The 24,323-nt window shown below is 69.0% G+C and carries 23 protein-coding genes; 8 read left to right on the top strand and 15 right to left on the bottom strand.

Annotation, left to right across the window (positions count from 1 at the left end):
* The first annotated feature begins 52 nt into the window (after positions 1-52).
* The gene (locus G3I17_RS28510) at positions 53-2,239 is read left to right on the top strand and encodes an MMPL family transporter (protein ID WP_164600701.1); all 2,187 of its coding nucleotides are present in this window, start codon (positions 53-55) and stop codon (positions 2,237-2,239) included.
* On the opposite strand, the gene G3I17_RS28505 is transcribed toward G3I17_RS28510, so the two are convergent.
* A complete protein-coding gene (locus G3I17_RS28505) occupies positions 2,190-3,683 on the bottom strand; it encodes a PLP-dependent aminotransferase family protein (RefSeq protein WP_164600700.1) in 1,494 nt (497 codons plus the stop codon). The genes G3I17_RS28510 and G3I17_RS28505 overlap by 50 nt on opposite strands.
* Before the next feature lie 126 nt (positions 3,684-3,809).
* On the opposite strand from G3I17_RS28505, the gene G3I17_RS28500 reads away from it, so the two are divergent.
* Positions 3,810-5,291 carry a CYTH and CHAD domain-containing protein gene (locus G3I17_RS28500; RefSeq protein ID WP_164600699.1) on the top strand — a complete coding sequence of 494 codons (1,482 nt, stop codon included), beginning with the start codon at positions 3,810-3,812 and terminating at the stop codon, positions 5,289-5,291.
* A 225-nt stretch (positions 5,292-5,516) separates the two neighbouring features.
* Here the strand turns inward: G3I17_RS28500 and G3I17_RS28495 are convergent, their stop codons facing one another.
* From G3I17_RS28495 to G3I17_RS28445, 11 genes are all read right to left on the bottom strand, one after another.
* Positions 5,517-7,160 (bottom strand): cation acetate symporter, encoded by a 1,644-nt coding sequence (locus G3I17_RS28495; protein ID WP_164600698.1) that lies wholly within the window; start codon positions 7,158-7,160, stop codon positions 5,517-5,519.
* Positions 7,157-7,501 carry a DUF485 domain-containing protein gene (locus G3I17_RS28490; RefSeq protein ID WP_164600697.1) on the bottom strand — a complete coding sequence of 115 codons (345 nt, stop codon included), beginning with the start codon at positions 7,499-7,501 and terminating at the stop codon, positions 7,157-7,159. The genes G3I17_RS28495 and G3I17_RS28490 overlap by 4 nt, the downstream gene beginning before the upstream one ends.
* Positions 7,502-7,687: 186 nt before the next feature.
* Positions 7,688-9,235 (bottom strand): cation acetate symporter, encoded by a 1,548-nt coding sequence (locus G3I17_RS28485; protein WP_164600696.1) that lies wholly within the window; start codon positions 9,233-9,235, stop codon positions 7,688-7,690.
* Complete coding sequence (locus G3I17_RS28480) at positions 9,236-9,616, bottom strand: hypothetical protein (RefSeq protein ID WP_164600695.1); 381 nt, start codon at positions 9,614-9,616, stop codon at positions 9,236-9,238.
* Positions 9,613-10,359: a LytTR family DNA-binding domain-containing protein gene (locus tag G3I17_RS28475; protein WP_164600694.1), complete on the bottom strand. Its 747-nt coding sequence runs from the start codon at positions 10,357-10,359 to the stop codon at positions 9,613-9,615. The genes G3I17_RS28480 and G3I17_RS28475 overlap by 4 nt, the downstream gene beginning before the upstream one ends.
* Positions 10,360-10,369: 10 nt before the next feature.
* Positions 10,370-11,500: a histidine kinase gene (locus tag G3I17_RS28470; protein WP_164600693.1), complete on the bottom strand. Its 1,131-nt coding sequence runs from the start codon at positions 11,498-11,500 to the stop codon at positions 10,370-10,372.
* Positions 11,501-11,517: 17 nt separating this feature from the next.
* Positions 11,518-11,739 carry a hypothetical protein gene (locus G3I17_RS40065; protein WP_203590878.1) on the bottom strand — a complete coding sequence of 74 codons (222 nt, stop codon included), beginning with the start codon at positions 11,737-11,739 and terminating at the stop codon, positions 11,518-11,520.
* A 319-nt stretch (positions 11,740-12,058) separates the two neighbouring features.
* Positions 12,059-13,276, bottom strand: coding sequence for a hypothetical protein (locus tag G3I17_RS28460; protein ID WP_164600692.1), 1,218 nt, complete (start codon positions 13,274-13,276; stop codon positions 12,059-12,061).
* Between the two features lie 17 nt (positions 13,277-13,293).
* Positions 13,294-14,499 (bottom strand): hypothetical protein, encoded by a 1,206-nt coding sequence (locus tag G3I17_RS28455; protein WP_164600691.1) that lies wholly within the window; start codon positions 14,497-14,499, stop codon positions 13,294-13,296.
* Between the two features lie 2 nt (positions 14,500-14,501).
* Complete coding sequence (locus G3I17_RS28450; RefSeq protein ID WP_164600690.1) at positions 14,502-15,704, bottom strand: hypothetical protein; 1,203 nt, start codon at positions 15,702-15,704, stop codon at positions 14,502-14,504.
* Positions 15,701-16,027, bottom strand: coding sequence for a hypothetical protein (locus tag G3I17_RS28445; RefSeq protein ID WP_164600689.1), 327 nt, complete (start codon positions 16,025-16,027; stop codon positions 15,701-15,703). The genes G3I17_RS28450 and G3I17_RS28445 overlap by 4 nt, the downstream gene beginning before the upstream one ends.
* Before the next feature lie 188 nt (positions 16,028-16,215).
* On the opposite strand from G3I17_RS28445, the gene G3I17_RS28440 reads away from it, so the two are divergent.
* Positions 16,216-17,712 (top strand): serine/threonine-protein kinase, encoded by a 1,497-nt coding sequence (locus tag G3I17_RS28440; RefSeq protein ID WP_164600688.1) that lies wholly within the window; start codon positions 16,216-16,218, stop codon positions 17,710-17,712.
* 4 nt (positions 17,713-17,716) lie between these two features.
* Here the strand turns inward: G3I17_RS28440 and G3I17_RS28435 are convergent, their stop codons facing one another.
* Positions 17,717-18,658 carry a hypothetical protein gene (locus tag G3I17_RS28435; protein WP_164600687.1) on the bottom strand — a complete coding sequence of 314 codons (942 nt, stop codon included), beginning with the start codon at positions 18,656-18,658 and terminating at the stop codon, positions 17,717-17,719.
* A gap of 82 nt (positions 18,659-18,740) precedes the next feature.
* Between G3I17_RS28435 and G3I17_RS28430 the strand changes: the two genes are divergently transcribed.
* From G3I17_RS28430 to G3I17_RS28410, 5 genes are all read left to right on the top strand, one after another.
* Positions 18,741-20,066 (top strand): dipeptidase, encoded by a 1,326-nt coding sequence (locus G3I17_RS28430; protein WP_164600686.1) that lies wholly within the window; start codon positions 18,741-18,743, stop codon positions 20,064-20,066.
* 52 nt (positions 20,067-20,118) lie between these two features.
* Positions 20,119-21,243, top strand: a complete 1,125-nt coding sequence (locus G3I17_RS28425; protein WP_164600685.1) for an NAD(P) transhydrogenase subunit alpha — start codon at positions 20,119-20,121, stop codon at positions 21,241-21,243.
* Positions 21,240-21,545: an NAD(P) transhydrogenase subunit alpha gene (locus G3I17_RS28420; RefSeq protein ID WP_164600684.1), complete on the top strand. Its 306-nt coding sequence runs from the start codon at positions 21,240-21,242 to the stop codon at positions 21,543-21,545. The genes G3I17_RS28425 and G3I17_RS28420 overlap by 4 nt, the downstream gene beginning before the upstream one ends.
* Positions 21,542-22,912 carry an NAD(P)(+) transhydrogenase (Re/Si-specific) subunit beta gene (locus G3I17_RS28415; RefSeq protein WP_164600683.1) on the top strand — a complete coding sequence of 457 codons (1,371 nt, stop codon included), beginning with the start codon at positions 21,542-21,544 and terminating at the stop codon, positions 22,910-22,912. Before G3I17_RS28420 ends, G3I17_RS28415 begins: the two co-directional genes overlap by 4 nt.
* 170 nt (positions 22,913-23,082) lie before the next feature.
* Positions 23,083-23,268 carry a hypothetical protein gene (locus G3I17_RS28410; RefSeq protein ID WP_164600682.1) on the top strand — a complete coding sequence of 62 codons (186 nt, stop codon included), beginning with the start codon at positions 23,083-23,085 and terminating at the stop codon, positions 23,266-23,268.
* Between the two features lie 63 nt (positions 23,269-23,331).
* On the opposite strand, the gene G3I17_RS28405 is transcribed toward G3I17_RS28410, so the two are convergent.
* The gene (locus G3I17_RS28405) at positions 23,332-23,697 is read right to left on the bottom strand and encodes a helix-turn-helix domain-containing protein (RefSeq protein WP_164600681.1); all 366 of its coding nucleotides are present in this window, start codon (positions 23,695-23,697) and stop codon (positions 23,332-23,334) included.
* Entirely contained in the window at positions 23,694-24,323 is a 630-nt protein-coding gene (locus G3I17_RS28400) for a hypothetical protein (protein ID WP_164600680.1), read from the bottom strand. The genes G3I17_RS28405 and G3I17_RS28400 overlap by 4 nt, the downstream gene beginning before the upstream one ends.

Genomic DNA, 24,323 nt, shown 5'->3' with positions numbered 1-24,323 from the left:
CCTTATGTGAGCAATCGCTCGCATTTCACAGCGTATCCCGGAGGACTCCGTCATGCCCGAAAGCGCTGTCCGAACCCGCTGGTCCGCCGACCGTTTCGCCCGCTCCCTGGTCCGGCGCCGCAGGTGGGTGGCCGGTACGGGGCTACTGCTGACCGTCGTCGTGCTGGCCATCGGCTCAGGAGCCCTTGGCGCCCTCTCCCTGTCGCGGATCGCCGCACCGGGCTCGGAGTCCGACCAGGCCAGACAGGTCCTGGCCGAGCAGTTCAGGACCGGACCTCCCAACTTGGTCTTCCTGGTCGACGCCGGAGCTCGCGGCGTCGACGATCCCGCGGTCCGTGCCGTAGGTGACCGGTTGACCGGCGAACTCACCGCCGCCACCGGGGTGGCGGAGGTCGGCTCCTACTGGTCACGCGGAGCCAGTCCTGCCCTTCGGAGTACAGATGGGCGCAAGGCGCTGGTTCTGGTCCGGGTGCCGGGGAACGTGAACGACACCAGGGTGCGGGTCGGCGCGCTGGCCGCCGAGTTCTCCGGGGAGCGTGCCGGTGTCACCGTTCGATCGGGTGGTCAGGACGAGGTGTTCCGGGAGATCGGCGCGCAGGCCCGGGCGGACTTCCTGCGCGCCGAGGTGATCGTCGTCCCGATGGTGTTGCTGTTGCTGATCCTGATCTACCGCCGGGTGAGCCTGGCCCTGGCCACCCTCGGGGTCGGCCTGTTCGCGATCGGCGGGGCGCTGACCGGTCTGCGGCTGATCGCGGCCTCTACGGAGGTCTCCACCTTCGCCGCGAATCTCGCCCTGGTGATGGGCCTGGCGCTGGGGGTCGACTACTGCCTCTTTGTCGTCGCTCGCTTCCGCGAGGCACTCGCGGCCGGCGCCGACGTCGAGGAAGCGGTGGTGATCGCGGTCCGGACGGCCGGGCGCACGGTCTTCTTCAGCGGCCTCACAGTCGCGACCTCGTTGCTGGCCTTGCTGTTGTTCCCGCTGTCGTTCCTGCGTTCCTTCGGGTATGCCGGAGCGCTGGTGGTGTTCGCGGCGCTGGCCGGATCGCTGGTGTTCCTTCCCGCGGTACTTGCGCTGCTGGGCGAACGGGCGGCGGGCCGGGCTCCAGGTCAGGCTGTCGAGCAGGGCTGGTGGTTCCGGATCTCGCGGGTGGTGATGCGGCGCCCGCTGGTCACGGGTGGCGCGGTGCTCGCGCTCGTGTTGCTGCTGTCGGCGCCGGTACTCGGGCTGCGGTTCGGGTTGCCCGACGCGCGGATCCTGCCGGCCGAGGCGTCCAGCCGGATCACGGCCGACGAGATCCGCGTCGACTTCGGTCAGGAGGAGTCCGATGCTTTGTATCTGGTGGCCGGCGAGGCGGGCGACCTCGGCCGACTCACGTCGTACGCCGAGCAGCTGTCCCGCGTCGACGGAGTCGCGCAGGTGGACTCGGCTGCCGGAGTGTTCGTCGACGGCCGGCGGGTGATTCCGCCGGGTGCCGACCGCTTCAGCCGGGACGATGGCACCTTCCTCACGGCGACGCCGACGCAGGAGTCGCTCGAGGGGGACATCGGTGGGCTGGTGGATCGCCTTCGCTCGGTGCCGGCGCCGTACGACGTACTGATCGGTGGGAGTCCGGCCGAGATGCTGGACTGGCGCGCGAGTCTGACCGAGCGGATCCCGCTGGTGCTGGGGCTGATCTTGTTGCTCAGCTTCGGCGTGCTGTACCTGGCGACCGGAAGCCTGCTGCTCCCGTTGAAGGCGACCGTGCTGAACCTGCTCAGTCTCGGGGTGATGTTCGGGGTGATGGTGTGGGTGTTCCAGCAGGGCCATCTGTCCGGGCTGCTCGGGTTCACTGCGACCGGGGTGCTGGAGGCGAGCATGCCGTTGCTGATGTTCTGCATCGTCTACGGGTTGTCGATGGACTACGAGGTGTTCATCGTGTCGCGGATCCGGGAGGAGTACCTGCTGACGGGGGACAGCGCGCTCGCGGTGGCCACCGGGTTGCAACGGACGGCGCCACTGGTCAGCACCGCCGCGGCGGTGCTCGCGTTGTCGTTCGCGGTCTATGCGACCGGTGGAGTGGTGTACCTGAAGATGATCGGCGTGGGGATGGCGGTGGCGGTGCTGGTGGACGCGACGCTGATCCGTGGCGTCCTGCTCCCCGCGTTCATGAAGCTCGCCGGACGCGCCAACTGGTGGTCGCCCGCGACGGTCAGGTCAGGGTTGCCAGGGCTTCGGCGATTGTCTCGATCCCCTCGGTGATGTCGGACGGCGTGCGGGCGGCGTAGCCGAGGACGAGGCCCGGCGTCAGCGGCTGCTGACAGTGCCAGGAGAGCGGCTGCGTCTTCACACCCAGCTCCAGCGCCGCTGATGCCAGGGCGATGTCGTCGGGGCCGTCACCGTCGCCGGCTTCGTTGAAGGTGATGGTGAGGTGCAGACCGGCTGCGGCGCCGTGCACGGTTGCCGTCGGCAAGTGGTTGCTGATGGCATCGATCATCGCGTCGCGGCGGGCGCGGTGGCGGCGGCGGACGAAGCGGAGCTGGCGTTCGAGCTCGCCCGATTCCATCAGGTGGGCGAGAGTTAGTTGCGGTAGGCCCGCGTTTCCGAGGTCGGCGTGGCGTTTCGCGGCGATCAGGGCGCGCCGGTAGCGCGGTGGCGGCAGCATCCAGCCGATGCGCAGCGCCGGGGCGAGCAGTTTCGAGATGCTGCCGGTGTAGATCACCTGCTCGCTGAGCATTCCCCGCAAGGCGGGGACCGGCGGCCGGTCGTACCGGTGCTCGGCGTCGTAGTCGTCCTCGATGATCAGCCCGCCCTCGATGGCCCACTGCATCAGCTCTCGCCGGCGCTCTCCGTCGAGTACTACGCCCGTCGGGAACTGGTGAGCCGGCGTGGCCAGGACGGCTGGGGCGCCGCTGTCTCGCAGTACGTCGACGCGCAGGCCGCCGTCGTCGACCTGGATGGGGGTGGTCTGCATGCCCCAGACCTGCAGGTGCTGGCGGGAGCCGAGCGAGCCCGGGTCCTCCACCGCGAGTTCGGTGATGCCGGTGTGGGTGAGCACCTGCGCGATCAGGGCGAGCGCCTGGGATACGCCCGCGACGATGATCAGGTCGGCCGGGTCGGCCTTGATGCCACGGTTGCGGGCGAGCCAGTTGGCCACGGCGAGCCGCAGCGCCGGAGTACCGGCTGGGTCTCCGTAGCCGAAGGCCGATGCCGACAGGTCGGTCAGCACCGCGCGCTCAGCCTTCAACCAGGCGGCGCGGGGAAAGGCGGCGAGATCCGGTACGCCGGGGGTCAGGTCGATCCGCGCCTCGGCAGCCCGCATCTCATCGAAGATCTCCTGCCCAGGATCAGCCAGCACAGGCCGCTCGGCCCGCGCTCGCCCTGATGGTCCACTCGCAGGTTGGCTGATCGGCGCGGCGACCACGACGGTGCCGGCCCGGCCGCGGCCGGTCACGTGGCCGTCTTCGGTGAGGCGTTGGTAGGACTCCGTCACCACTCCGCGGGAGACCTGCAGTTCGGTCGCGAGCTGTCGGGTCGGCGGGAGCCGGCTCCCGATCGCGAGTCGCCCGTCGGCGATCGCCGCGCGCAACTCGCCGGCCAGCCACTCGGCCAGCCCGCCGGCCGGCGCCTCCTCGGCCCGCAACTGGAGGAAGTCCGCACCCGCCGTTTTGGTCCTGCCGGTCTCGCCACGATTGGACCTGTCCACCGGACCATTGTGGGCACATCTTGGAGATCTGGGAACCGGCAACCTGCCCGGAGGTGGTGTGGCCGACCGGGAATCTTGACGTGCAACCGGGTGCGGGCGATTGACCCGGGCTGGTAAACAAGGGGCATGTCGCCGACTGAGCAGCTTGAGATCGAGACCAAGTACGACGTCGACGAGCACGCGATCCTGCCCGCGCTGCACGAGTTGCCGGGGGTCGCGAGTGTGGCTCAGCCCGTCGAGCTGAATCTGGAGGCCGTGTACTTCGACACGGCCGGGCTCGACCTGGCCGCTGCCAAGGTGACGCTCAGGCGCCGGACCGGTGGCGAGGACGACGGCTGGCACGTGAAGCTGCCGGTGGCGTCGGGGGAGCGGCTGGAGATCCAGCACCCGCTCGGCCGTGCGGTGCGCAAGGTGCCGATCCAGGTGGCCCGGATCGTCCGCGTGCACGCCCGCGACCACGAGCTCGTCCCGGTGGTGACCCTGTCGACGCGGCGGATCGTGCACCGGCTGCTGGACGCCGACGGCGAGGTGCTCGCCGAGATCGCCGACGACAAGGTGACGTCGACGGTGGACGGCGAGTCGCAGACCTGGCGCGAGTGGGAGGTCGAGCTCGTCAACGGCGAGACGGACCTCCTCGAAGCCGCCGAGCCCGTACTGCGGGCCGCGGGCGCCAAGCCGGCGTCCGGGCCGAGCAAGCTCGCGCGGGCGCTCGGCGATCGGGTGCCGAAGCGTGACACCTGGGAGCTGCCCAAGAAGCCGACCACGGCTGATCTCTTCCGCGCCTACGCCATCGAGCAGGTGCAAGCGATTCACCGGCGCGACCCCGGAGTGCGGCGCGATCAGCCCGACTCCGTGCACAAGATGCGGGTGGCGACTCGACGGCTGCGCTCGGCCCTGGCGACGTACCGGCCGGTCATCGATCGTGAGGTGGGCGACCCGCTGCGCGACGAGCTGAAGTGGTTCGCGGGCGAGCTGGGCGGCGCGCGTGACGCCGAAGTACTGCGCGAGCACTTCAGTACTGCGGTCGACAAGCAGCCCGACGAACTGGTGATGGGCAGGGTCGGCGGCTACATCGACACCCATCTGCGAAGCGTTTACAAGGCCGCCCGGGTGGAGGCGCTGGCCGCGCTGGAGAGCGAGCGGTACTTCCGCCTGCTGGACGCGCTGGACGAGTTGATCACCGACCCGCCACTGACCGGCGAGGCGCGCAAGGCGGCGAAGCAGTTGCCCGAGCTGCTCGATCACGACTGGAAGCGGATGAGCAAGGCCGTCAGCCGGATGGAAGACGCCGAGGACGCGGCCGAGCAGGACCACGAGCTGCACGAGGTCCGCAAGGCCAGCAAGCGACTCCGGTACGCCGCGGAGTCCGCGATCCCGGTCCTCGGGGACGACGCGACCGGGCTGGTCTCGCGGGCCAAGGAGGTTCAGGAGGTGCTCGGCGACCACCAGGACAGCGTGGTCGCTCGCGACTTGCTGCGTCAGTTGGCGGTACAGGTCTATCTGGACGGCGGGAACGCGTTCACCTTCGGCCGGCTGCATGCCGCCGAGGAGCAGCGGGGCGAGGCCTCCCGGATCGCGTTCCTCGAGTTGTGGCCGTCGCTCCACTAGCGCCCGGACCGCCACCACACACCAACCGCGGGCACGCCTTCCGGCCCACGCTCAGCGGCGCCCCGCGGGGCGCCGGAATCGGTCGTTGGTGTGTGCTGGGCGTCCGGTCTCCACACAAGAAACGGGGGACCTGGCTGGATGCCGGGTCCCCCGTCTCGGGGTTGAAGCTGTCAGGCAGGTTCGCGAGGAATCAGCAGGGCCTGCCTGACAGGTCTGGGTGGGCGTCTAGTGCTGCGTCGCCTTCTCGGCGCCCGCGCCGGTGAGGGAGCGGACCTCCATCTCGGCGAACTTGTCGACGTTCGTGCCTTCCTTGCTGGTCAGCGTGCCGACGATGCCGAGCACGAAGGCGAGCGGGATCGAGACGATGCCGGGGTTGTCGAGCGGGAACCAGTGGAAGTCGATCCCGGTGTCGGTGATCATCGACAGGCTCGCGTGCGTCTTCGCGTCGACCTTGCCCGAGACGACCGGGCTGAAGATGATCAGGAAGATCGCCGAGCCGAGGCCGCCGTAGATGCTCCAGAGCGCGCCACGGGTGTTGAAGCGCCGCCAGAACAGCGAGTAGAGGATCGTCGGCAGGTTCGCCGAAGCCGCGACCGCAAAGGCGAGCGCCACCAGGAACGCGATGTTCTGGCCGTTGGCGAAGATACCGCCGACGATCGCGACCGCGCCGATCACGACGACGGTGATCCGGGCGACCCGGACCTCGCCGTCACCGCTGATCTGGCCCTTCTTGATCACCTGACCGTAGATGTCGTGCGCGAAGGACGCGCTCGCCGTGATGGTCAGGCCCGCCACGACCGCCAGGATGGTGGCGAAGGCGACCGCTGAGATCACGCCCAGGAGTATCTCCCCGCCCAACTCGTAGGCCAGCAGTGGAGCCGCCGAGTTCGCCTTGCCGGGGGCCGCCCGGATCGCGTCCGGTCCGACCAGCGCCGCGGCGCCGTACCCGAGCACCAGGGTGAACAGGTAGAAGATGCCGATGATCCAGATCGCCCAGGTGACGCTGCGGCGCGCCTCGCGGGAGTTCGGGACCGTGTAGAAGCGCATCAACACGTGCGGCAGGCCCGCCGTACCGAGCACGAGCGCCAGGCCGAGCGAGATGAAGTCGAGCTTGCTGATCCCCGTTGCGCCGTACTGCAGACCCGGGCTGAGGAGTTTCTCCCCGGCGGCGGGACTCTTGTCGACTGCAGCGCCCAGCAGGCCGGACAGGTTGAAGCTGTACTTCGCCAGCACCCAGATCGTCATGATGCCGGCGCCGATCACCAGCAGCACGGCCTTGACGATCTGCACCCAGGTGGTGCCCTTCATGCCACCGACGAGCACGTAGGTGATCATGATGCCGCCGACGACCGCGATGACGAGGTTCTGCCCGGCTCGGCCATCGATGCCGAGCAGCAGCGCGACCAGGCCACCAGCGCCGGCCATCTGGGCCAGCAGGTAGAAGAAGCAGACACCGAGCGTCGAGATGGCTGCGGCCATCCGGACCGGACGCTGCTTGAGCCGGAACGACAGCACGTCGGCCATCGTGAACTTGCCGGTGTTCCGGAGCAGCTCGGCCACCAGTAGCAGGGCCACCAGCCAGGCCACCAGGAAGCCGATCGAGTACAGGAAGCCGTCGTACCCGTTCAGCGCGATGGCGCCGGCGATGCCGAGGAACGACGCGGCGGACAGGTAGTCACCGGCGATCGCGATGCCGTTCTGCGGGCCGGTGAACGACCGTCCGCCGGCGTAGAAGTCGGCCGCGCTCTTGTTGTTGCGCGAGGCCCGGATGACGATCGCCAGGGTGGCCACCACGAACAGCGCGAAGATCGCGATGTTGACCTTGGGGTCCCCGACGGTTGCCAATGGCAACAGTAGTGGCGCGCTCATCTGTGGTCTCCCTCGATCAGGTCACGCAGTTTCTCGGCCTCCGGGTCGAACGACTTGTCGGCCCAGCGGACATAGAGCAGCGTGATCGCGAAGGTGGAGACGAACTGGCCGAGCCCGAACAAGAGCGCGACGGTGATGTTGCCGCCGACCTTGTGCGACATGAACCCGTGCGCATAGTCGGCGAGCAGGACGTAGACGAAGTACCAGACCAGGAACAGGCCGGTCATCGGGAACACGAAGCGCCGGAACCGGCGACGTAGTTCGGAGAAGTCCGGTGACAGCTGGACATCTCGGTACGTCGTCAGTTCCGGATCGCCGGCCGCGCGGCGCGTATCGCTCATCGCGGGACCTCCAGACGGGATCAGGCCGGGCGGAAACCGGCGTGCAGGGTTGCTGGTCCGTACTGTGGTCCAGCTCACTCCGCTCCCGACAGCACCGAACAGCATCGAGCGCCCAGCGGCGCCCACGCCTCGTCCGACGGCCCCCGTCCCTGCGACGAACGGTCCCAATCCCACGACGAGCGGCGGTCAGGCTGGAGGGAGGCCTCGGTCGACGTCGACGGCTTCGGGGGTGTGCAGGCGGACCATGCTGCGGGCGGTGCCGCGGGGGATCTTGTGCGGGGTGAGCTTGGAGACGACGATCACGGTGATGAAGGCCAGCGGCATCGTCCAGGCGGCGGGCTGGCCGATCAGGGCCTTCGGCCAGCCGGCCAGGGGTGGGCCGACGACGTTGACCACTACTGCGGCGATCGCGGCGACTCCGCCGACGATCAGGCCGGCCGCGGCGCCGATGATGGACATCCTGCGCCACCAGATCCCCAGCACCAGCAGGGGGCAGAAGGTCGACGCCGCCACGGCGAAGGCGAGGCCGACGGTGTCGGCGAGGCTCAACGCGCCGGTGAGGTTGAAGGCCAGGTAGGGGACCGCGATCGCCAGCACAGCAGCGATCCGGAAGCTGTTGACGGCCAGGTAGTCGCCGCCGGTCAGGCGGTTGAGGCGGTTGCGCAGGAGGTCCTGGTCGATCACGCCGGCGATGGCGACGGTCAGCCCCGAGGAGGTCGACAGGAACGCGGCGAAGGCTCCGGCCGCGACGAGCGCACCGAGCAGATCGCCTGTTGTGCCAGGGAAAATTCGGCTCGGAAGCTCGAGCACGACGGTGTCTGCGCCGCCACCGATCAGGTCTGGCGCGAAGGTTCGGCCCAGTACGGCGTACAGGGGTGGGAAGAGGTAGAACGCGCCGAGCAGGGAGAGCACGACGACCGTCGTACGGCGGGCCGCGCGGCCGTCCGGGTTGGTGTAGAAGCGGACGAGGACGTGCGGCAGGCCCATCGTGCCGAAACAAAGGGCCAGCAGCAACGAGTACGTCGCGTAGAGCGGGTGATCGCGACCGCCGGCCCGGGAGAGCGGCTCGGCCCACTCGGCGCCGGCGCCCTGCAGGGAATCCAGGACGCCGACCGGGTGATCGCCCGACCGCCAGGCGATCAGGACAACGAAGATGGGTGCGGCCAGGGCGGTGAGCTTGAGCCAGTACTGGAAGGCCTGTACGAAGGTGATCGAGCGCATCCCGCCGGCGGCGACGTTGATCACCACGATCAGCGCGACCAGGGCCGCTCCGACCGCGGGCGGTGCGCCGGTCACCGTGTGGACGGTCAGACCGGCGCCGCGCAGTTGGGGCAGCAGGTAGAGGGTGCCGATGCCGACGACGAGGCAGGAGCAGATTCGGCGGACGACGGCGGACTCGAAGCGCGTCTCGGCGAAGTCAGGCAGCGTGTAGGCGCCGGATCTCCGCAGCGGCGCGGCGATCAGGACGAGGAGCATCAGGTAGCCGACGGTGTAGCCGACCGAGAACCAGAGCATGTCGGCGCCGTTGACCAGCACCAGGCCGGCGACGCCGAGGAAAGATGCCGCCGACAAGTACTCGCCGCTGATCGCGGAGGCGTTCCAGGACGGGCTGACGGCCCGGCTGGCGACGTAGAAGTCGCTCGTCGTCCGGGAGATCCGCAACCCGAACAGGCCGATCCCGATGGTTGCCGCGATCACCAATCCGATCGCGGTCAGACTCATTGCCGAGGACATCTACTTCCGCCCGACGAACTCGGTGAACTCGGCTTCGATCCGTTCGGCGTGCCGGACGTAGATGCGGGCGGCGACATAGACGACGGGGTAGACGACGACGCCGAGCAGCAGCCAGGGCAGCGGGATCCCGAAGACCGGCAGGGTGCGGGTCGCCGGGACGAGCAGGAAGAGCAACGGCAGGCCGCCCAGTGCTACGGCAGCGCCGGCGATGACGACGAGCGCGAGCCGGAGCTGCGACTGGATCAGCGAGTGCATGTAGACCTCGCCGACCCGGGTCTGCTCGTCGATCTCCCGGGTCCCGGTGTGCGCGGTCATCCGGCGGGCGGCTGCCGTCCGAGGACTGGTCACGCGAACCCGCCGGGGTGGTTCTGAAGTGCTCATCCGCGCAGCGAGGTCGAGCGGACCAGGAGGTCGCGGAGTTCGCGGGTGTGGCGGCGGCTGACGGGGAGCCAGTCGTCACCGACTCGGACGGCACAGCGGCCGCCGTCGACGCGCATCTCGTCGACGTGGGCGAGCGCGACCAGCGTGCTGCGGTGGATCCGGGTGAAGCCGGCGTCGCGCCAGCGCTCCTCCAGCGTGCTGAGCGGGATCCGGACCAGGTGCGAGTTCTGCCCGGTATGCAGTCGGGCGTAGTCACCCTGCGCTTCGACGTACCGGACCGTCGAACGCTGCACGAACCGGGTGACGCCGGCCAGCTCCACCGGGATCGTCTCGTCGTCGGAGTCCTCCTGCGGCGGTACGGCGGTCGGCGTACTGGCGATGATGACCCGGCGGACCGCCTCGGCGAGGCGCTCGGCCCGGACCGGCTTCATCACGTAGTCGGTGGCGTGCAGCTCGAAGGCGGCGACCGCGTGTTCGTCGTACGCCGTGACGAAGACGATCTGCGGCGGGCTCTTGAACTTGGCCAGCACCTTGGCCAGATCGATCCCGTCCAGCCCGGGCATCTTGATGTCGCAGAAGACGACGTCCAAGTCGGACTTCTCCAGGATCTTCAGCGCCTCGGGCCCGTTCGCAGCGGTCTGGATCGGGCCGATCCGGGGGTCCTGGCCGAGCAGGTAGACCAGCTCGTTCCGCGCCGGCTCCTCGTCGTCAGCAACGAGCGCACGCAGGGGAGAGTCGGTCATGGCCCACACACTAAGCCGAGGCATGCACCCCTGAGGAGTATTTGGGCACCCGGAAGCTGACCTTTGTACCGGCGTCGGGTGCCGTCTCGACCACCAGGCCGTAGGCGTCGCCGTAGACCTGGCGCAGCCGGGCGTCGACGTTGCCGAGCCCGACCGAGTCGCCGCTCGACTCGCATGCCAGCGCTGCGCGGATCACCTCCGGGTCGCTGCCGGCGCCGTCGTCCTCGACGCTGATCTCGGCCTCCTGCCCGCGGTCCTCGGCGCGGATGGTGATCCGGCCGACGCCCGTCGTGCCGTCCAGACCGTGCCGCACCGCGTTCTCCACGAGCGGCTGGACGACCAGGAACGGGATCGCCACGGACAGCACCTCGGGCGCGATCAGCAGCGAGACCTTGAGCCGTTCGCCGAACCGCGCCTGCTCCAGTACGAGGTACCGCTCGACGTTGCGCAGCTCGTCGGACAGCGTGGTGAACTCCCCGCCGCGGCGCAGCGCGTAGCGGGAGAAGTCGGCGAACTCGAGCAGCAGTTCGCGGGCGCGCTCGGGGTCGGTCCGGACGAAGGAGGCGATCGCGGCGAGGGCGTTGTAGATGAAGTGCGGGCTGATCTGGGCCCGGAGCGCCCGCAACTCGGCCTCCATGGCCCGGGTGCGCTCCTTGTTGAGCTCAGCGAGCTCCACCTGGCCGGACACCCACCTGGCGACCTCCTCGGTCGCCCTGACGAGTGCTGCCGACGAGCGAGGGCTGTAGGCGACCAGGACGGCAACTACGCGATCTTCGGTGACGATCGGCGCGACTACCGCAGTACGGACCGGGCACTGCGGGTCGCCGCAGGCCACATCATGAATACCCAGTACTGCGGTCCGCCCGGTGCGCAGGGTGGTTGCTGCGAGGGCCTTGGCGTCCCCCCGATGGTTGCTCTCGTAGGCGCCGCCGACACCGTCCCAGGCGAGCACGCCCGAGGAGTCGCAGATGGCGATGGCCGCAGTACCGAGCAGGTCGCGCAGGTGCTTGCTGGCCTTGCCGGCGGCCGCAGGGGTCAGCCCCTCGCGCAGACTCGGCGTCGCCAGCGAGGCAGTGTGCAGCGTCGCGTACGTCGCCTTGTCGGCCGAGGTGCCGAAGTGCTTCCGTCGCCGCGCAAACATGCCCTGACGGTAGCCGCTCAGACCTCCGAGCGCGGCCTGAACGCCTCGAGGGCCTCGGTGTCGGAGTAGTTGGAGCGCAGGTACGCGTCCAGCCACTCCTCGATCCCGGGGTACGACGAGTTCCTCGCGAGCTGGTCGGCAGCGGTGGGGGCCAGCGCAGTACGGCGGAGCTGGACGCCAGTCGGCCGCAGACGATCGTCCTGATCTCCTCCGGTACGCCGCCGAGGACCGTCGCCCACCGGGAGATCGGGCTGTCGACCAGCACCATCTCCTCGTCGTCCCGGGGAGTCGCATGGCAGAACAAGGTGTCGCCAAGAGTCACAGTGGTCGGCAGCTTGGACAGCAACTCGACCTGATCCTCCCGGAGTTGCTCGGCCGCCCAAGGGCTCACCGGATCCGGCGGATCGCCCTCGAACGACCCCCGAGCCATCTCCACCAGCTCCCGGTCCGCATTACCCCGCACCCACACGGCCCGCTCGCCCAACCCCACCAACAGATCCAGTGTCTCGACGCCGCCGGACAGCCTCCCTACGTCCGTTGGTTAGCTGCCGGCAGACATCAGTCGCCGATGCTCAGGGGGACGTCGGTGCTGATCGGGGTGGCGAGTTCGCAGGTGCCGTTGGTGATGTTGCAGCGGATGATGGCGCTCTTGGTGCCCGGGTCGCCCCCGCCGCCGGAGGCTACGGCGACCATCAGCATGTGCTGGTCGTCCTCGGCCTTCATCTGATGGAAGCAGCCCTTCCATTCGCGGAGGAGGGTTCCGCCCTTGGTGTCGAGTGCCGCCTGCTCGAGCGAGCAGTAGCCATCGGCGTACGCCGGACCGCCGATCGCGGTGGCGCCGTCGGGCGTGAAGCCGCTGATCAGGTTGTCGCAGGTTCGCCAGAGTTGTTTGCCGGTGGCGATCTCGCTGATCGTGCTGCAGCTGCCGGTGTTGTTGATCAGGCCGGCGGACGCGGCGATCCGGCCGTCGGAAGAGACGGCGGTCGGGGCGGGGACCTTCTGGAGGACGGCCTTTGCCGCGCCGGGGGTCCAGGCGTAGAGATTCCAGGCGCTTTGCTCTGTTTCGCCGGAGCGGTAGAAGACCTTACCGTTCGCGTAGGCGAGCACCTCGACGTTCCAGCCGTTCGGCACCTTGAGGCTCTGGACCGTGCCGCCGTGCTCGGCGTACACGGTGGCGCCCTTGGTGGCGGAGCCCTGCGAGCTGATCCGGGCGGCCGCGTACGCCGCCGAGGACTGGTCCTCGGTGGTCACCAGCGACGACACACCCGCCGTACGCCGGACGTCGTTGCTGTAGCCGTCGAAACGCACCAGCTCGGTCCCTGTGTCTTCACCCTTGTCGACGATCGCCAGCACGTAAGGATCGAGCCTGCCCACCGCGTAGATGCTCCCGTTGCCGGGGACCTTCGCCACCTCCCCCGCCCCGCCACGCACCTCGCGACCGACCAGGTACGGCACCTGCGGCTCGCGGCCCTTGGGGAGCTTGCTCACGGTCAGCTCGACCGTGGTCGGCCCGGTGAAGCCCGGCGGCGTGCTACTCGGCGTCGTGCTCGGGACACTCGGCGGCTTGCCCGACGGACTGATCGACGGGGGCACCACCGGTGTCTTCGACGGCGTAAGAGCCGGTGTCGGCGTACTGGCCTGACCAGGCAACGGCACCGCCTCGGCCGCCGTGGCCTGCTTCGGCGACTGCCGGTACGCGAGCACCCCGCCGACCACGACCGCGGCAACTGCCACCGACGCGACCAGCACGACCAGACGGCCGTTCTTCTGTTTCATGGCTTGCTCCTGATGGCTCACTGGCCGATCTTCACGCTAGCTTTGGTCAACGGGGTCGCCAGCTCGCAGGCGCCGGTGGGGATGGTGCATCGGATGATCGCGCGCTGACCGTTGCCCTCGCCCTGGCCGTTCTCGGCGTCCGCGAGGTAGAGCAGGTGCTGGTCGTCCTCGGGGACGGTCTGCAAGAAGCAACTGCTCCACTCGCGCCGGAGCACGCCCGTCACGCCGTCGAGCGCGGAGGCGGTCCTGGAGCAGTAGCCGTCAAGGTACGCGGGTCCTCCGAAGACGGTCAGGCCGTCCGGGGTGAAGCCGCCGATGGTGTTCTCGCAGGTCTTCCAGAGTCGCTTGCCGGTCGCGATCTCGGCGATGTCGGTACAGGAGCCGCCATCGCTGACCAGGCCCCTCGAGGCGACCAGCCGGCCGTCGCGGGAGATGCCGGTGGGCGAGTCGGCCTTGATCCGGGTGGCCTTCGCCGCGCCCGGCGTCCAGGAGTAGAGCGCCGACGGACCGGTTTCGTCGTCGTTGGCCTTGAAATAGACCTTGCCGCTCACCACGGCAAGGACGCGCAGCTTGGTGGCAGCCGGAAGGTTGAGCTTCTGCTGCGTCAAGCCTTCGTCGAAGTACAGGACGCCGCCCTTGAGCGCCTGGCCCAGCTCGCCGGTCCGGGTCGTCGAGAACGCCGCTGTCGTCCCGTCGGCGCTGCTCACCACCGCCGAGACGTCGGGCACCCGCTCGACCTGGTCGTCTCCCGGTCCGTCCTTGATCAGTTCCGTCCCCACGCCTTTGGCGACGACGGCGTACACCCAGCTGGCGGTGCGGGCGAACTCGTAGATCTCCTGCTTGCCGGGGATCGTGATTGGCCCGCCCGGCCCGCCGCGAATCACCCGGCCGACGAGATACGGGACCTGGGGATCGCGGCCCTTGGCCAGCTTGGTGAGGTTCAGCGCGATCTTGGTCGGCCCGGTGAAGCCAGGCGGCGCGCTGCTCGGCGTCTTGCTCGGCACGCTCGGCGGAGTGAGTGACGGAGTGAGCGGTGGCGTGACGACCGCCGTCTTCGACGGCGTAGTACTCGGAGTCGGCGTCGACTGCCCCGGCAGCGGCGCCGCCGCCGGGCCACCCGTCTGCGGCGCCTGCCGATACGCGACCACACCACCAACCACAACGGCGGCAACGGCTACCGACGCGACGACTGCGACCAGTCGGCCGTTCCTGTGCTGCGGCATCGTCAGTCCCCGCTGAGTTTCAGGTAGTTGTGGGCCAGGTCGAGGGCGAGCTCACAGCTGCCGGTTCCGATGTCGCACCGGATGATCGACCTCAGGGTGTTCTTGACCGTGTGCCCGGCGACGATCAGCAGATGCTGGTCGTCCTCGGCCACCACGGTCTCGAACTCACCCGTCCACTCCCGGATCACCTTGCCGGTGGCGGTCTCCTGCGCGACGATCGAGGTCGCGGTCCCGTCGTCGCCGCGCCCGCCGGTGCCGATGGTGACGGAGTGGTCGGGGGTGAAGCCCTGGACCCAGCTGTCGCAGGTCCGCCACAGCCTTTTGCCGGTGGCCAGCTGGGTCACGGTCGAGCAGGTCCGCGCGCCCTCGGCGGGAGCGGAGTCGGAGATCGAGCCGGCCACAGTGCCATCGGCCGAGACGTAGTCGGCCGAGAGGACGGACTTGACCTGCACGGGCGCCGACTCGCTCGTGGAGCCAGGAACCCACTCGAACAGCTTCCAGTGACTGCCAGGGGAGTCCTGCCAGCGGTAGAAGACCTTGTTCTCGTTCTGCACACCGAGGACCTGCAGCCCTTGGGCCGTGGCCGGCGCCTGGACCTTCCAGACCGACCCGGCCCGCTCGAAGTAGACGACGCCGCCGCGCGAGTCGGGTGGCATCGCAGCGTAGGCGACGTTGTCGAATTCCCCGCCGACCAGGGAAGTGATGCCTTCGGTGTACTTCGTCCGGCCGTTCGGGCCGACCCTGACAAGCCGGTCGCCGGTGCCGGAGAGGGTGGCCAGGACCTCGTCGCCCATCCGGACGATGTCGAAGATGGTGTCGGTGCCCGGAATCTTCCTGGCCCACCCGTCACCTCCGCGAACCTCGCGGTCGACCAGGTAGGGCAGCTGTGGCGCCCGGCCTTTGCTGAGTTTCGCCAGTACGACCGGAACCTTGACCGGGCCGGTCCAGGCCGGGGTCGGCGGGCTGAGGGCGATCGTGGGCGGTACCAGTTTCGGGGTTGCCGGCAGAACCGGCAGCGGAGTGGAGGGAGTTCCGGACGGGGTCTTCGAGAGCTGCGGGATCGCTGTGTCGAGGTGGGGCAGTGGCACCGCTGCCGAAGTACTGGCGCTCGGGACCTGCCGGTACGCGACTGCGCCACCCACCAACACAGCGGCCACTGCAGAGGCCGCCACCGCAGCGACCAGCGAGCCGGTCCGGTGCTTCATGACCAGCCTCCCGTCAGCCGCAGCGCGTCCCGCCGCGACGTCCGCGCAGGGGTGGTGGCCAGCTCGCAGGCGCCGGAGGCGATGCTGCACCTGATGATCGCACTCGCGGTGTTCTCACCGGTGTCGACGACCATCAGCAGGTGGTCGTCGTCCTCGGCGGTCGTACCCAGGAACTGCAGAGTGGGTGTCGCAGGGAGCGCTCGCGCCTCGGCGGCGGGGGACGTGGCCGTGCCGTGGCGGGCTGCCAGAGCTCCACCACCGACCACAGCCAGTACCGCGACCGCTGCCACCCCTACGGCCAGCGGGCCGTTGCCCGTTCTCACCTTCGGTCATCCCATCGGTTCGTCCCCGTTCGAGGTGGGACGCCGGGCGGGACCGTTTTGTTCGTCACGATCCGATGACGAGCACGAGTAGCGCGACGCGCAGGTTTCGCACCCCTTTAGGCCCCGTTTCGGTCTCGAACACACGCTCCGGCGACCCGGTCGCAGGTGGGATCGAGCATAATGCGGGGATGGACCAGCCCCAGCGGATCGGCCGGTACTCCCTGGTCCGCCGGGTGGGTGCCGGGGGTTTCGCGACCGTCTGGCTGGCCCGGGACGAGGAGCTCGATGCGGATGTCGCGGTCAAGATCCTGTCCGACAACTGGATCGACGAGGACGACGTCCGGCGCCGCTTCCTGGCCGAGGGCCGGTTCCTCCGCCGGGTCGACTCACCGCACGTGGTCGGGGTGCACGACGTCGGCGAGACCGAGGACGGCCGGCCGTATCTCGTCCTGACGTATGCCGACGGCGGCTCGCTCGCGGACCGGATCAAGGCCGGCCCGCTGGAGATCGCCGACGTCGTCGACATCGTCACCCAGGTCGGCGCCGGGCTCAAGCAACTGCACGCCCGCGGCGTACTGCACCGCGACGTGAAACCGGCCAACGTGTTGTTCCGCACCGACGAGTCCGGCCAGCGCGCGATGCTCGGTGACCTCGGCCTGGGCAAGTCGCTGGAAACCGTGTCCCAGTTGACGATGCCGGGTGGTACGCCGGCCTACGTCGCGCCCGAGCAGGTGATGGGCGACCGGCTCGACCACCGCGCCGACCTGTACTCACTCGGCGCGGTCGCCTACGCCTCCTTCACCGGGCAGGCGCCCCATGGGTTGATCAGCCTCGGCGCGGTGATGCGGATCGAGTCCCCGCCGCCGTCGATGAGCACGTTGCGGGAAGACGTCCCGGACGCGATCGACGCCGTCGTACGGCGTGCCCTCGAGCCGGATCGCGACAAGCGCTGGCCCGATCTCGACAGCTTCCTCGACGCTCTGCAAGAGGCCCACAAGACCGGCAAGATCCCCGCCGGTCTCGTCCCGGCGGAGGTCCTGCCGGTACCAGCCGGGCCCGGCGGAGTCGACCAGGAGACAGCCCTCTCGGCGGCTAACGCGCCAACCGTCACGCCCGGTGGCAGTGCTGGCTCGGTAGATGCCACGACCGCCCCGGCTGCCCTGCTCGCGACTCCCGCTCCGAAGCGCTCTGCCCGCGCTTGGGTGATCACCGCGGTGCTCGCCCTGATCCTGGCCGCCGGCGGCGGCTACGGCGGCTACCGCTTGGTGATGAGCCAGCCGGTGACCGTGGGGACCGGGACTGTGTCGGTGGAGGTCCCGCGCAGTTGGGACCAGAAGTCGACCAATGACGCGACAGCGCTACTGGTCACGACAGACACCTCGCACTGGCAGAGCGACAGCAAGGTGCCAGGGGTCTACGTGGAGACGCTCACCGGGGCCAGTGCTGTCACTCTGCCGAAGGCGGGCAAGACACCGGCCGACTGCAAGTCGACGGGGCAGGATTCCGCCGACAACCAGATCACCTTCTATTACGAGTGCACCGACCTCGCAACGCAGACGAAGAGCACGGTAGGCGAGCGCTACAAGGTGGCTCTGCCCGGCACGACGCTACTGCGGGCACAAGCCCGCAGTAGCGACCGGCAAGAGGTCGCGGACGTCCTCGACTCGGCGACCTTCATCAAGTAAGGCGTTACGGCACCAGTGAGGTCAGGGACGACGCCGTGGCCTTGTGCATCCGCGGGATGACGTTCAGCGTGGCCGAGTCGCCGCTGTAGAGGTGTGAGCCCGACTCGTAGACCAGGTAGGCCGTGCCGTTGTACTCCGTGATGCCCTCGGTCATGCTCGGCGCCCGGAAGCAGCTCAGCGAGGCGGCGTCCAGGTCCTTCTGGCCGCGGCGTACGACGTACAGGTTGCTGCGGTTGCCCCGCCCGTACGAGGTGCTGTAGACGAAGTGGTTGGCGGTGACCATCAGGCCTTGCGTCTTGGTCGGTACCTCCCACGCGCCGGGCAGGGTGGTCAGTGTGCCGTCGGCGGCGACCTTGTACTCGTACATGGCGCCGCGGCCGGTCTCGTTGAAGGTGCCGGAGAAGATGGAGTCGCCGTAGCTGGTCAGGAACGAGGAGCCCGCGACATCGCGTGCGGTACCGACCTGGGCCAGGTACGGCGTACCGGCAGCCTTCAGGGCGTCGCGGAGCTCGGTGAGCCGGTACTTGCGGATGGAGCTGCCCGCACCGGCGATGAAGGCCCAGCCCTTGGTGGTGGTGATCCCGCCGACGTGCGACTCGGCGATGGCCACAACGCCGACGGTGGAGCCGGTGGCCGGGTCGATGCCGTAGATCTGCGAGTCGGCGCCCGCGCGGTACGAGGCGACCAGCAGCAGGTTCTTGCCGGAGCCGTCCCAGTTGTACCAAGTGCCGGCGCCTTGCGGGGTGTACGTGCTGAGGTTGGGGAGGCTCGCGCTGTTGCTGAACCGGGCGTCGTACTTCTTGGAGGCCGATGGTCCGTCGTAGAAGGTACTGCCACCAGTGGTCGCGGTGTCACAGGTGATCGCGGCACTGGCCGGTGCGCTGAAAGCGGTCAGCGCGCTGGCGGAGGTGAGGAAGGCGGTCAAGACGGCGAAGCGACGGGTCATGATGTCCTCTGGGGTTCGGGCGATAACCTTCGGGATCTTCTCGGTAGAAGGTAAATGATTGCCCCGCAGTACGGTAGGGCGCATGACCGACCTGCGTGCGGCGATCGACCGCGTTCTGCCCTCCGTTCGTGCCGACCTCGAGGACCTCATCCGGATTCCCTCGGTCAGTGCGGACCCGGCCCGTGCGGCCGATGTCCAGCGGTCCGCCGAGGCGACCGCCGCGCTGTTCGAGGCCGAAGGCTTCGCGATCCAGATCGTCCGGGCGGGTGACGGCGCGCCCGCGGTGATCGCGAAGAAGCCGGCGCCGGCGGGCAAGCCGACCGTGCTGCTCTACGCGCACCACGACGTCCAGCCGACCGGCGCCGTCGAGGAGTGGACCTCCGAGCCGTTCGTGCCGACCGAGCGCGACGGCCGGCTCTACGCCCGCGGCGCCGCCGACGACAAGGCCGGGATCGCCGCCCACCTCGCCGCCGTCCGTGCCTTCGGCAACGACCTGCCGGTGGGCGTGACGGTGTTCGTCGAGGGCGAGGAGGAGATCGGTTCGCCGACCCTGCTGCAACTGCTCGACGAGTACGCCGATGAGCTCACCGCCGACGCGATCGTGATCGCCGACTCGGGCAACTGGGCGATCGGCCAGCCCGCCCTGACCGTATCGCTGCGCGGCCTGGTCGACTGCTTCGTGGAGGTCCGGACGCTCAAGCACGCGGTCCACTCGGGCCTCTTCGGCGGCGCTGTGCCGGATGCGCTGACGGCGCTCTGCCGGCTGCTCGCCACCCTGCACACCGACAACGGCGACGTCGCGGTCGACGGACTGCACGCGACACGCGCGGCCGAGCTCGAATATCCCGAGGACCGGTTCCGGTCGGAGTCGAGCGTGCTGGACTCGGTCAAGCTGATCGGCTCGGGCACCCTGGTCGACCGGCTGTGGACGCGCCCGGCGATCGCAGTACTGGCCATCGACGCGCCGCGGGTCGCCGACGCGAGCAACACGCTGGTACCGGTCGCGCGAGCCAAGGTGAGCCTGCGGGTCGCCCCCGGTGACGACGCCGTCAAGGCGATGGAGGCCCTGCGCAACCACCTCGAGCAGAACGCCCCCTGGGGTGCCCAAGTCACCGTGACAGACGGGGATATCGGCCAGCCGTGCTCGATCAACGCGCGCGGAGCGGCGTACGACGCGGCCCGTTCGGCCTTCGCGTCGGCGTGGGGCGTCGAGCCCGTCGACACCGGGATGGGCGGCTCGATCCCGTTCATCGCGGAGTTCCAGCAGGCCTTCCCGAACGCGGCCGTCCTGGTCACCGGGGTGGAGGATCCGGACACCCGGGCACACGGGATCGACGAAGGTCTGCACCTGGAGGAGTTCGCCAAGGTCTGTCTGGCCGAGGCGCAGCTTCTTCAGAACTTGGCATGATCGGTGGTACCGGGCTTTCCGGGCACGGTGTGTTTGGCATAGGTTTCGGCGAGTGAAGATCGCAGTAGTGCGCGAGACCAGACCGGCCGAGCGCCGGGTGGCCCTGGTGCCGGAGCAAGTCGTCAAGCTCGTCCAGCTGGGCTATGAGGTCGCGGTCGAACCCGCGGCCGGCGAGCGCGCGCTGTACTCCGACGATGCCTATCGCGACGCCGGCGCCGAGGTGGCCTGGGGTGCCGACCACGCGGCGACGGTGGTGGTGTCGGTGCAACCGCTCGAACGCGAGCGACTGCAGCGACTGCACGCCGGTACTGCGCTGATGTCGTTCCTGCCGACGAACCCGCCGGACGTGATCCGGGCGGCGACCCGGGCCAAGCTGACGGCGTTCGCGATGGAGATGATCCCGCGGATCTCGCGCGCCCAGTCGATGGACGCGCTCTCCTCGCAGGCGCTGGTGGCCGGCTATCGCGCGGCCATCGTCGCCGCGGAACGCCTGCCCCGGTTCTTCCCACTGAACATGACGGCCGCCGGCACGGTGCCGCCCGCCCAGGTCCTCGTCCTGGGCGCCGGCGTCGCCGGGCTGCAGGCGATCGCCACCGCGAAGCGCCTCGGCGCGGTCGTGAAGGCGTACGACGTCCGTACCGCCGCGGCCGAGGAGATCGCCTCGATGGGCGCCCAGCCGATCGAGCTCGAGCTCGGCACGCTGGACGGCCCGGGCGGTTATGCCCGCGAGATGACCGAGGAACGCTCCCAGCTACAGCGCGACCTGCTGACGCCGTACATCGCGGGCGCCGACGCGGTGATCACCACGGCCGCCGTTCCGGGCCGGACCGCGCCGATGCTCGTGTCGCGGTCGATGGTCGAGCAGATGAAGCCCGGCTCGGTCGTCGTCGACCTGGCCTCGGAGTCCGGCGGCAACGTCGAGGGCTCGGTGGCCGGAACCGAACTGATGATCGGCAACGCGCTGGTCTGGGGTGGCGCGAACGTGCCCAGCCAGATGGCCGGACCGGCCAGCCGGCTGTACGGGCAGAACATCGCGAACCTGATCGCGCTGATGACCCGGGACGCGGAGTTCAACCCGGACTTCGACGACGAGATCGTCAGCGGCTGCTGCCTCACCCACGACGGCACCGTGCTGCACGAGCCGACCCGCGAGCTGCTGGAAGGACCGATGGCATGACCGAGACCATCGCTTTGCTGACGATCTTCGTGCTCGCGGCGTTCGTCGGGGTCGAGGTGATCAGCAAGGTCTCCTCGACCCTGCACACCCCGCTGATGTCCGGCGCGAACGCGATCCACGGCGTCATCCTGGTCGGCGCGATCATCGTCACCGGCGCGGCCGACTCCACTCCGGTGGTGATCGTCGGGCTGCTGGCGGTAGTACTGGCCACGGTGAACATGGTCGGCGGGTTCGTCGTCACCGACCGGATGCTGCAGATGTTCCGCGGTCCGGCGGCGCGCAAGAAGGAGCTGCACAAGTGATCGACACCTGGGCCCAGATCGGTTATCTGATCTCGGCGGTCTGCTTCATCGTCGCGCTGAAGGCCCTCTCGTCGCCGAAGTCGGCGCGTAGTGGCAACCTGCTCGGCGCGGCCGGTGCGGTGCTCGCGGTGATCATCACCTTCGTCGCGTACAAGCCGGACCACCTGGTACCGATCCTGATCGCGCTCCTGATCGGCACGGTCGCCGGGGTGGTCGGCTCGCGCCGGGTGCAGATGACGCACATGCCTCAGCTGGTCGCGCTGTTCAACGGCGTCGGCGGTGGCGCTGCCGCCCTGGTCGCGCTGATGGAGCTCGGCGAGGTGCGCGACGGTGAGACGATCGCCGCGATCGCGACGGCCTTCACGATCGTGGTCGGGGCGATCAGCTTCTCCGGCTCGGTGGTGACGTTCGCCAAGCTGCAGGATCTGATGACGAGCCGTCCGGTGACCTTCCCCGGGCTGCCCGTGCTGTTCGTGGCCGGCATCGTCGGCGGCGTCGCGCTCTCGGTCTGGCTGGTCTCGGATCCGCGCGTCTGGGTCGGTGTCCTGCTCTGCCTGGTCGGCCTCGCGCTCGGGGTCATGCTGGTGCTGCCGGTCGGCGGTGCCGACGTGCCGATCGTCATCTCGCTGCTGAACGCGTTCACCGGTCTGACCGTTGCCGCGGGTGGCTACGTGCTCGGCAACACGCTGCTGCTGATCGCGGGAACGCTGGTCGGCGCGGCCGGTACGTTGCTGACCAAGATGATGGCCGACGCGATGGGCCGCTCGGTCTTCAACATCCTCTTCGGCGCGGTCAAGGGCGGCTCGACCCTGGGTGGTGGGGTCGCGTCCGACCGGCCGGTCATCTCCGGTACCGCGACGGACGTCGCGATCCTGCTCGGCTACGCCCAGCGCGTGGTCATCGTGCCCGGCTACGGTCTCGCCGTCGCCCAGGCCCAACACATCCTGCGCGACCTGGTCGAGGAGCTGCAGAGCCGTGGGGTCAAGGTCGACTACGCGATCCACCCGGTGGCAGGCCGGATGCCCGGCCACATGAACGTCCTGCTCGCCGAGGCCCAGGTGCCCTACGAGCAGTTGCGCGAGATGGACGAGATCAACGGCGATTTCAAGTCCACCGATGTCGTCCTGGTCGTCGGCGCCAACGACGTCGTCAACCCGGCCGCCCGGACTACGCCGAGCGCCCCGATCTACGGCATGCCGATCCTCAACGCCGACGAGGCCCAGCGGGTCATCTTCCTCAAACGCTCCATGCGCCCCGGCTTCGCCGGCATCGAGAACGAACTCCTGTACGACCCGAAGACCACGTTGTTGTTCGGCGACGCCCGAGACTCCCTCACCAAACTCCTGGCCGCCGTCAAGAACGTCTAGCGCCCCGACCTCGCACTACCGCGCCGCGCACGGGGCGGGAAATAAGTTCGCTGGTGGGCGAAGTGGACCACTTCGCCCAGTTGCGGCGATAGTCCCGCACCGAATTCCGCCCCGCGTCAATGGCACCGCTCATGCGGTCTCATTGCCATGCCCGAAAGTGGTCGACGCCCATGATTGCCGAACGTATGGTGTATTCACCGGCCGTTCTCGCCGCCACCACCGTACTGATCATCATCCTGCTCGGCCTCACCGCCCGGCTTTCGACCACCATCGAACACTGGCCGCAGCAGGCATCCTTCTGCCGCGATCACCACCCGATGGCAGCTTCCGGCCACAAACCTGGCTGGTGTATCTGAACCGGTCCAGTCCGCTCATCAATCAAATGCTTCGATCATCGCCAAATGGTCTAGTCCGTAAATTCACCGAACCCACCCCCGCTGAGCCGCCCGCACTCCCAACTCAAGCCGCCCCGAAGCCCCCGCCTGCTCACTCAGCTTCGCCGCCATCCGCCTGATCGTCCGCAAGGAAACCCCAAGCTTCCGCCCGGCCTGCTCGTCGGTGGCCCCCTGTACCAGCAACTGCAGCAGTTCAGCCTCCAGCGAGCTGATCCCGTCCTCGTCTCGCTGCTCATCGGCGAACGGGTCGTCGGCGCGGCGCCAGTAGCTCTCGTAGTACTCCCGCGCCAGGTTCACGACCGCGATGCTGTGGTGCACGACGGCGCCGACGGAATTGTCCTGGGGGTCGATGCCCAACACCACCGCATCGCCGAAGATGACCAGTTTCATCGGCAGTGACGGCACGGTGCGGACTTGGCGCCGTAACCCATGCTCCAGAGCGCGTATTCCCGGGCGCCCGGCGTCTTCAAATGCGCTTCGGTGAGCAAATACCGGGCATCTACACCGCGTTCGAGAAATGGCCGGTCCGGCGAATCCTCGAGTTCGTGGGTGCGCACTCCATTGGCCGGCAACATTCCCCCGACCAATCTTTGCGGCTGAAACTTCTGCAGTCGCTGATAGGCGGCTTCGCTGCCCTCGAGTAATTCGACCTCGCGGGCAGTCTTCTGGGTCAGGAATTCGTGGTAGTCCGCGGTGAATCCCTTGGCGTTCGTCTCGTCGTTCTTCAAGGTCTCGGCCAGACCGTCGATCTGCTCCCGCTGCCGGGCGGCCAGGCGTTCGAATCCGACCGCGGGGTCGAGCGGGTACTCCTGGTCTGCGATGTTCCAGCGCGGGACGATGAGTCCGAGTTCCCGCAGTCGCCCGAGCTCCCGGACGGCCTCGGCCTCGGTGATCGCTGCCTGAGCGGCGAGGGAGGTCTGAAGCTCTCCGCCAGACCCCTGCAGCAGTTGCGGCCGCTGCAGGAGGGCGCGGTAGATGGTCAGCGTCTGCTCTGTGACGCCAAGTGACTCGAACAC

Origin of the sequence: Streptomyces sp. SID13031, assembly GCF_010548305.1 — a bacterium.
GTDB lineage: Bacteria > Actinomycetota > Actinomycetes > Propionibacteriales > Kribbellaceae > Kribbella.
The sequence above is the reverse complement of the archived record's forward strand: the minus strand, read 5'-3'. Positions and strand labels throughout refer to the sequence as shown.